This window comes from Desulfosarcina sp. (assembly GCF_041551955.1).
Lineage (GTDB): Bacteria > Desulfobacterota > Desulfobacteria > Desulfobacterales > Desulfosarcinaceae > Desulfosarcina.
This window is the reverse complement of sequence record NZ_JBFELV010000301.1, coordinates 1-6,081: the sequence shown is the minus strand read 5'-3', so window position 1 is coordinate 6,081 and position 6,081 is coordinate 1. Positions and strand designations below refer to the sequence as shown.

Genomic DNA, 6,081 nt, shown 5'->3' with positions numbered 1-6,081 from the left:
GCGCGTTTGGTTTGCGGTTTTGGACCTTCGCTGAGTTCGTTCATGAAGTCCAGGATGTTGTCCACGGATATATCGTTAAGTTCGTAATCACCGAAATGGCGACAAAATCTATCCTTGACGAACGACCGGGCGCTGACTGTATTTTTTTTTGGAATGGATCTGAAGTTAGTCGAGCCAGATTTTCCTGCTTTGGACACTTTCATGAAATACCTCCTTGGCTAAAATGTTTGACAACGGCCCAATGCCAAGGTAATTTGGTGATGTCCAAATCGTATATGCAATGATTTCGTTGTGTTTGACAACCAATAGTCTCTCAATTTATCACAACCTCACCATCACTATGACGCACCACAACATTTTGTATTTTTCTACCAAATTGAAATTCTGAAAAAATTCACACCTGATCACTTGTTCTTGATTTAGACCCTTTGAACTGTTTAACTCAATATGTTGATATAATTATAGTCAAAACTATAGGCTACTATCCCTATCGTTGAATGGAGCAGTTTTCACGAATAATTCAAGAATCTGTATATCAACCTGATCATTAAAGTACCGGGGAAACCAATGCCTAACCGACCGACAAATGAAGCACTTGAGCAACGAGTACGGGAATTGGAGAAATCTAATTTCGAACTCAAGCAGGCGAAGGAGGCGCTGAGGGAGAGTGAGGCACTTTTCAGAAACCTTTTCAAACGCCATGCCGTGGCCCAGCTGGTGATCGATCCTGATAGCGGCAACATTATAGACGCCAACAATGCAGCATTAGAATATTACGGATGGACGCAAGAACAGATCCAACAAATGAAGATTCAGGACATTAACATCCTTCCACCCGAAGAAATTAATCAAGAGATGGAAAAGGCCAGGACTAAAAAACGTATCTATTTTGAATTTCGTCACAGGAGGGCAGATGGGTCCATCAGGGATGTGGAGGTATTCAGCAGTAAAATCCAAGCAAAAGGAAAAGAACTCCTCCACTCTGTTATTCATGACATCACCGAGCGTAAAAAGACAGAAACGGAGCTTGAGGATTTAAATAAAACGATGGATTTGGCCCAGGACATGGCTGGCATCGGTTATTGGAGTTTTGACATGAAGACCGAGAAACGGATATGGTCCAGCAAGATGTTTGAAAACTTCGGTTTAAATCCTGAATTCGGACCACCTCACCTGGAAGAAATTAAAAAAGTGTTCCATCCGGAAGACAGTCAAGTCTATGAAAAGAATTTTAAGGATGCACTCGGTGGAATCCCCTATGACCAGGTGGCTAAAATATTCTTTCCTGACGGGTCAACCCATTTTGTCCACACGCAAGGATACCCAAAAACAAACGATTCCGGCAAGATTGTCGGCCTCTTTGGAACATCACAGGACATCACCGACCGCGTAATTGCTGAAAGGGCTTTACGGGAAAGCGAAGAAAATTATCGAAGGATGTTTGAAAATTCGGTCGTTGGTTTTTTTCAGAGTACACCGGAGGGGAAATTTATCAGGGCAAATTCTGCTTTTGCCAAAATGTTTCATTACGAATCTTCTGAAGAGCTCCTGTCCACAATTTCCGATATTACAACACAATACTATGTGAATCCTGAGGATCGCAGCAGATATGAGACAATTCTTCAGCAAGAAGGAAAGGTAGATGGATTCGAGCACGAGGCACGGTGTAAGGATGGCGTGATTATATGGGTAACTGACAGCACACGGGCTTATTTCGACGAAGAGGGTCGAATGATTCGCTATGAAGGTGCTGTCAATGATATTACCGAGCGGAAATTGGCCGAGGAGGCGCTACGCAGATCCCACCAGACGTTCCTCACGGTGCTGGATGGGATTGACGCCACCGTATATGTGGCGGATATGCACAGCCATGAAATCCTGTTTATGAACAAACACATGGTCGATGCCTTCGGGGGCGATTTCAGCGGTGGGCTCTGCTACGAGGCTTTTCGTGGGGAAACCGCACCTTGCGAAAACTGCACCAATGACCGGTTGTTGGATGCGGACGGCCAGCCCACGGGTGTGTGTGTCTGGGAGACAAAGAACCCGCTCACCGGAAAATGGTACATCAACCACGACAGGGCCATTCGGTGGTTGGATGGGCGAATGGTAAGGTTGCAGATTGCATCCGACGTTACCCTTATCAAGGAAATGGAACATGAGCATAACCGGATCGGTGAACAGCTAAAACAGGCCCAGAAAATGGAGTCGGTAGGCCGGCTGGCCGGCGGGGTGGCCCACGACTTCAACAATATGCTGAGTGCGATTCTCGGCTATACGGAATTGGGTATGATGGATGTCAGCCCGGCTGATCCGATCCATGGGAGGCTGAAAGATATCCAACAAGCAGCGCAACGATCAGCTGATCTCACCCGGCAGCTCCTGGCCTTTGCCCGCAAGCAGACCGTGGCGCCCAAGGTGCTCGATCTGAACGAGACTGTGGAGGGGATGCTCAAGATGCTGCGCCAGATCATCGGCGAAAACATCGACTTGGCCTGGCGACCGGGCAAGGATTTAGGTCCTATCAAGATGGACCCCTCTCAGATCGAACAGATGCTGGCCAATCTGTGCGTCAACGCCCGGGACGCCATCCACGATACGGGGAAGATCACCGTCAAAACGGGTATCGTCGCCCTTGACGAAACTTACTGCGCCATGCATGTGGGCTCCGTCCCCGGCGAGTATGTGTTGATGGCCGTGAGCGACAATGGCTGCGGCATGGACGCCGCGACGCTCTCGCACCTATTCGAACCGTTCTTCACCACCAAGGCGGTGGGCAAAGGCACCGGCCTGGGGTTGGCAACCGTCTATGGCATGGTCAAGCAGAACAACGGCTTCATCGATGTAATCAGCCAGCCGGGTCGGGGTACGACCTTCAAGATTTACCTCCCCCGGCACGCGACCGAAGCCGGCTGGGCAACGAAGACGGATGCGACACAACCGGCCGCTCGCGGTCTCGAAACCATCCTATTGGTGGAAGACGAGCCCATGATCTTAAATATCGCCGTAGAGATTCTCCAACGCCAGGGGTACACGGTTATGGCTGCCGCCACGCCGGGTGAGGCGATCCGTCTGGCACGGGAGTATGCCGGCGAAATCCACCTGCTCATGACCGATGTGGTCATGCCCGAGATGAACGGCAGGGAGCTGGCTAAAAACCTGTTGTCGCTTTATCCAAATCTCAAGCGCCTATTCATGTCCGGCTATACGGCCGATGTCATCGCGCATCATGGCGTACTGGATGAAGGGGTTCAATTTCTACAGAAACCCTTTTCAGTGCAGGCCCTGGCTGCCAAGGTTCGAGAGGTGATAGAAGAAACGAAATAGGTCATTCAGCAATATTTGTCCTATTCATTAATTCGGATTGAAAAAAAATAATGCGTCTTACCAACACAAAGCACAATAACCACCACAAGATGTGGTAATGAACGTGTCAAGATCGATTCGTACAGCTCCAACGAATCAAAAGCTTTGATGAGATTTGAAAAACCAAGATGATACATCTGTAATTTGACATGATCTGAATATTTGCTGCATAACGTCTAAAATTCGTATGATATCAAGAAATCAATTCTTTGGTAGGCATCAAAGGAGGCATTGCTGATGCATCATATTCTGGTTTATGGAGATTCCCTGAGTTGGGGTATCATCCCTGACACCCGCTCTCGGTTTCGGTTTGATCAAAGATGGCCCGGTATTGTTGAGCTTGAGCTCCTAAAGACAGGGGTTTCTGTCAGAGTAATTGAAGACTGTCTAAATGGCCGCCGCACTGTTTGGAATGATCCCTTCAAGCCTGGGCGCAATGGCATTGAAGGTCTGGAGCAAAGGATAGAAATCAACTCACCCTTGTCCTTGGTTATCGTGCTACTTGGCACCAATGATTTTCAATCTATGCACAATCTCAATGCTTGGCAGTCCTCCCAAGGGCTTGCAGCTATTGTTGCATCCATTCGCCGGGCTCCAATTGAACCAGGGATGCCTGTTCCCCCAATCCTGCTCGTTGCACCCCCTCAGATACAAGAGGCTAAAGGCCAAATTGCACCAAAGTTCCAGGAAGCCGAAACCAAAGCTGCAGGTTTGACCTCAGCAATAAATATTGTGGCACAAGAACTTGGCTGTCATTTTTTCGATGCAGGGTCGGTTACTACCACCAGCCGAGTCGATGGTGTTCACCTCGATGAGGATCAGCATTTGGCTTTAGGGGAGGCTCTGGCGGCAGAAATAAAGATCTTATTACTTTGAGGATGCTGCCTAACCATCTCTTTCAACGGAGCGCAAAAAACTGAGCCAGCTGAAAATCACTTTACCTTGCAGATTTCTCCATCTTTTTAGATATCAGGTCCGTCATTTTCCTGCGATTCCGAAAAATAATCACAGCTGGGAAAATCTTGCGCCGGCAACCATTCCCGTGGTACGCTGGATGTCACCAAAGCGTATCGGCAATGAATGCAATGATTTCTATTGGTAAGATGATCTAAATTTATCTGTAATCGGGTTAAAACAAAAAGAGGTATTGTAACCTTTACCAAAACGATCTGCAAAGTCGCCTTCTGCCGGGCAATCCGATCAGTGATAATATTTATTATACGGATTTTAGCACTTCAAAATCGAATTTACTAAGCACTCCCGTATTCGATATTAGACACTGGTTGGGAATAGCCAGCACTCACTCCATTAGTCTGCTTGCAATTGGACGGATAATAAAGCGATCCTATCAGAGCGCATCGGCAGCGGCGCTCAACTCGCCCCAGCTAGTCGTTAGCGTGTTGTCGCCAGAGTCGAAACCATCGCCTTCCTCATCAATATCCAACTCCACGACCACACTATCAATGATTCGCAGAGTGACACTCGTGTTCGTGTTCCCGATGATCAATAATTCTCCAGCAGACGGATTGTTGAGATCAATATCAGTTCCGGTCATGTCCTGCGTTGTCTCGAAAGTAACCGTGCCTCCAATTAATGAACTTCTCAACGTACCTTGGCTGGACACCATAAAGCTTCCGTCAGCATTTTCTTGGAGGCTGGCACTGAAAAGTGTGAGTTCGGTGAAATCAACCCCCTCTCCGAAATAAAGAAAGCTGCTGGAAGTGCTACCAGATCCCAGGTCAATCTCTGTTGTTAGGTCAATGTTCACCGCGCTGGATTCACTGGCGTCTATCGTTACGTCCAGCGTTCCAATAACTTCTACAATATCAACGTTATCAGTCGCCTGAAGGCTGTTAAAATTTAATCGGCAAGCGATCGTCCATGACAAATCCACCGATGGATTACCGACTAAGCTCAGGACGAAAACGTCCGATTCGCCATTCAGCGTCAGTCCATTTTCCGTACAACTGCTGTAAAATAGAGTGATACCATCCCCTACTGACAGATTATCGTTGGCATCTGCATCAGTCCAATTTGCAATGACCGTCCCACCACCCGTGCAGGCAACGCTCGGCGGCACTAGCGCCCGACTATCATTTGCTGTTGCGTTCATTGATAGAAGGGGTGTCGTAAAAACGTAATCAACAAAATCCTGAGCGACGTGCAAAATGTTAAAACTCATGCCCGTCCTGGCTGGTGGAGTTGTTGAGGCGATTACAACGTCTGAGAGAGAACCTATCGAAATTCCGCCCAAAGCTGCCTCAACTGTAAGCCCACTTACCGCGCGGGCATTGCTGTCGGTGAGTGCAAGTGGTTGATTCGTATCGATTGGCGTTCCGACGCTATCATCTCCACCGCCACCGCCGCAGGCAATGAATAACAATGCCATCAGCATAAACACCAACACCTTGGTCTTTCCATAGAGCACCAAATCTACAGAGTTCATAGTGTGTCCTCCTGAAGGATGATTAATATACGAACCAGGTATGACAAAATGATGGACGCAGCGTGTTAATAAATTGCCGAAAAATATATGCTGACATACCGACAGAACGGTATGCGAAATTTTGCTTATTATTATGATCGAAGGGACGCGTGAGGTTAATGCAAGAGTTTACTATCAAATTAAAAATGACAGAATAGGCCATGTTTTGTCAAGCTATATTGACCATAGCGGCTCCTGAAACATGCTTTGCACCCAGTCGGCAAGCAGGT

General features: G+C 47.6%; 4 protein-coding genes. 2 read left to right on the top strand and 2 right to left on the bottom strand.

From position 1 onward, the window contains the following. On the bottom strand, positions 1 to 203 hold a 203-nt coding region (locus tag ABYV26_RS18445; RefSeq protein ID WP_372682826.1), incomplete at its 3' end, for a hypothetical protein. 364 nt (positions 204 to 567) lie between these two features. Between ABYV26_RS18445 and ABYV26_RS18440 the strand changes: the two genes are divergently transcribed. Together ABYV26_RS18440 and ABYV26_RS18435 are read left to right on the top strand one after the other, a co-directional pair. Beyond that, positions 568 to 3,327, top strand: coding sequence for a PAS domain S-box protein (locus ABYV26_RS18440; protein WP_372682825.1), 2,760 nt, complete (start codon positions 568 to 570; stop codon positions 3,325 to 3,327). Positions 3,328 to 3,603: 276 nt separating this feature from the next. Further along, positions 3,604 to 4,242, top strand: a complete 639-nt coding sequence (locus tag ABYV26_RS18435; protein ID WP_372682824.1) for an SGNH/GDSL hydrolase family protein — start codon at positions 3,604 to 3,606, stop codon at positions 4,240 to 4,242. A gap of 472 nt (positions 4,243 to 4,714) precedes the next feature. Here ABYV26_RS18435 and ABYV26_RS18430 read toward each other — a convergent pair whose 3' ends face one another. Continuing rightward, positions 4,715 to 5,812: a hypothetical protein gene (locus tag ABYV26_RS18430; RefSeq protein WP_372682823.1), complete on the bottom strand. Its 1,098-nt coding sequence runs from the start codon at positions 5,810 to 5,812 to the stop codon at positions 4,715 to 4,717. Between the last annotated feature and the right edge of the window lie 269 nt (positions 5,813 to 6,081).